The 2,283-nt window shown below is 41.0% G+C and carries 2 protein-coding genes; one reads left to right on the top strand and one right to left on the bottom strand.

Features of this window, described 5'->3' with window-relative positions; all coding sequences use genetic code 11:
• Positions 1-169: 169 nt before the first annotated feature.
• Complete coding sequence (locus F6K49_RS42330; protein ID WP_293107364.1) at positions 170-1,735, bottom strand: Rieske 2Fe-2S domain-containing protein; 1,566 nt, start codon at positions 1,733-1,735, stop codon at positions 170-172.
• Positions 1,736-1,906: 171 nt separating this feature from the next.
• On the opposite strand from F6K49_RS42330, the gene F6K49_RS42325 reads away from it, so the two are divergent.
• The gene (locus F6K49_RS42325; RefSeq protein WP_293107361.1) at positions 1,907-2,032 is read left to right on the top strand and encodes a type II toxin-antitoxin system Phd/YefM family antitoxin; all 126 of its coding nucleotides are present in this window, start codon (positions 1,907-1,909) and stop codon (positions 2,030-2,032) included.
• Positions 2,033-2,283: the final 251 nt, after the last annotated feature.

Below are 2,283 nucleotides of genomic sequence, written 5' to 3'. Positions count from 1 at the left end.
CATCTACATCTACTACATCTACTTCCCTGGTGGGCTGGCTGCAAGAGCACTCTAATTAAAAGTCTAAATTTTTAATAAAATTCATCCGATGGTGGGCAGTGATCAATACCAATTAAAAAGCTGATCCGGTAGGAAAGTAAGCACTGCCCACCCTACATTTATAAGTTACTTAATCATTCTTATAATGTTCAAATTCATAAACGTAAAATAGCCGACTTAACCTTTTAAATGAGTAGCCTATAGTTACTAGAAGAATTGCTCCGGCGAGCCCTACCCAAAATCCAGTTGGAGGTATCACTTTAAAAGGAGATATAATCACGGCATCTGTAGTCATTGCCATCTTAAATGCTACAGCCCGGGCATCCATAACTATTCCGATTAATAAACAGAGCGCCGCCGCTCCATAACTGATTACCACAGCACGATTGATATTGGTCAGAGCCTTTTGACAAACAACACAATCTTTAGTATGAGTTGACCACACATCAAAAAGCTGCTTTTTATCTAACTCAGCATTGGGAAGTTGATCATTGATACCTGAATCCCAAGGAATTTTACCTCCTGCTCTCGTTTTAAACCACTGACGAAAGGTGATTACCATTTTGTCTTGAGGATTGGGAGTATAAACTGTCTTGAGCCAGTCTTGCTGTTGTCGTCGAGCCAATATTTTTTCTTGGTAGTGAAGGAATACTAAGTCTTGATGCAAAAATACTGAAGCCAAGACATGACCCAACCAAATTGGCATTGGTAAGGCAAAAAATCCTAAGCCTTCTGGTGTTTTTCCCGCTTCATTCTTGACTAAAACCTGACAACCAATATGACGACACCAGCCAGGACGAGTAGGAATGGCATATAAGGCTAAGATTAATTTTCCGCCATCGTTATAGTTAGTAACAATTCTCATATGACAGGGAGGTTGAAAGTCATGAATTGCTTCGGCTACCTTTTCAACGGTGGGGTTAATAGCAAAGGAAAATCCTTCTTGAGTGGATATTTCCCTAAGACCAGGCATATCATAATACTTGGCATCTTCATAGCGACTACCCATAATACCGTGATGGGAAACCGGTACGTGAGCGGGATCAGCAACATTTTCCATGAAAAAGTCCCAGCCATAGGGCAAGTCGCGGATATTCCAAAATAGCTTGACTACTCGATCGGAATCTGATTCTAGTTCGGGAATTAAACGGGGTTTTCTCAACTGACTTTCCTGTTGAGCCTTGGTTCCCGATTCTGGCCATACCCAGAGTAAACCTTGATTTTCCTGAGTTGGATAGGCAACAGCACAGGATTTAGGATTCGAGCAGTTTTTAAGTTCAGTCTCCTGGTCTTGGGATTGAGGAATACTAACACAATTTCCTTGAGCATCAAAACGCCAAGCGTGATAAGCACACAATAAGGTTCCATCAGACTCCACACGCCCTTCAGAAAGAGGAGCTAATCGATGGGGACAAAAATCTTCAAAACAACGCCATTTACCAGACCCATCCCGCCATAACACTAGCTCTTTACCCAGTAACTGTATTTTGTGAGGACGAGATGGCGCAAGGAATTCAACAACAGCTACTGGATACCACTGCTTTGTCCATTGAAATGTTTCGTCTTGTTTGAGGTGAACTTGTTCCCTTGACTTATCAAGACTTTCGTTCAAATTAGTTAAATTGGCTTCAATCGTCATACTTTTCGGGAATACTTTGTTCACAAAGATAACAGCGCTTGCCGTAACTTCAATCATTATCCACCGAAACTAATCAATCTGAGGCAGGTGGGCAGTGCTTTATACCAATTAAAAGGCTGACCATCTCGAAGGGAACCACTGCCCACCCTACATCACAGGCTGCTATTGACTATTTTAGCTAAAATAGCTATTTTAGACTTTATGTCTAGTATTTTTACCTAAAAAGTTATGAAAATCCTTGGAGCATCTGATGCAAAAAACCGTTTTGGTGAACTGTTGGATTTAGCTCGAAGAGAGCCAATACAAATTACTAAAAAAGGACGTAAGGTTGCTGTTGTTATTTCTATAGAATAATTTGAAAGGTTATTAGAGTTAGAAGACGAACTTATAGCTATTAAAGCTAAACAAGCACAACAAGAAGGGTTTATTGGGCTGTCAGAAAGTGAGCAGCTTTTGGAGGATATTATATAGAAATTATTATTTGGGTGACTGAGAAAGCTTATCCTTTTAAGGCAAGAGGCAAGAGGCAAGAGGCAAGAGGCAAGAGGCAAGAGGCAAGAGGCAAGAGGCAAGAGGCAAGAGGCAAGAGGCAAGAGGCAAGAGGA

It is taken from the genome of Moorena sp. SIO3I6 (assembly GCF_010672095.1).
Note: the sequence above shows the minus strand (reverse complement) of the source record. Positions and strands in the feature narration are given on the sequence as shown.

What these genes read in the sequence shown, in the direction of transcription:
- F6K49_RS42330 (WP_293107364.1), bottom strand. Translation starts at nt 1,735, where the DNA reads ATGATTGAAGTTACGGCAAGCGCTGTTATCTTTGTGAACAAAGTATTC.
- F6K49_RS42325 (WP_293107361.1), top strand. Translation starts at nt 1,907, where the DNA reads ATGAAAATCCTTGGAGCATCTGATGCAAAAAACCGTTTTGGTGAACTG.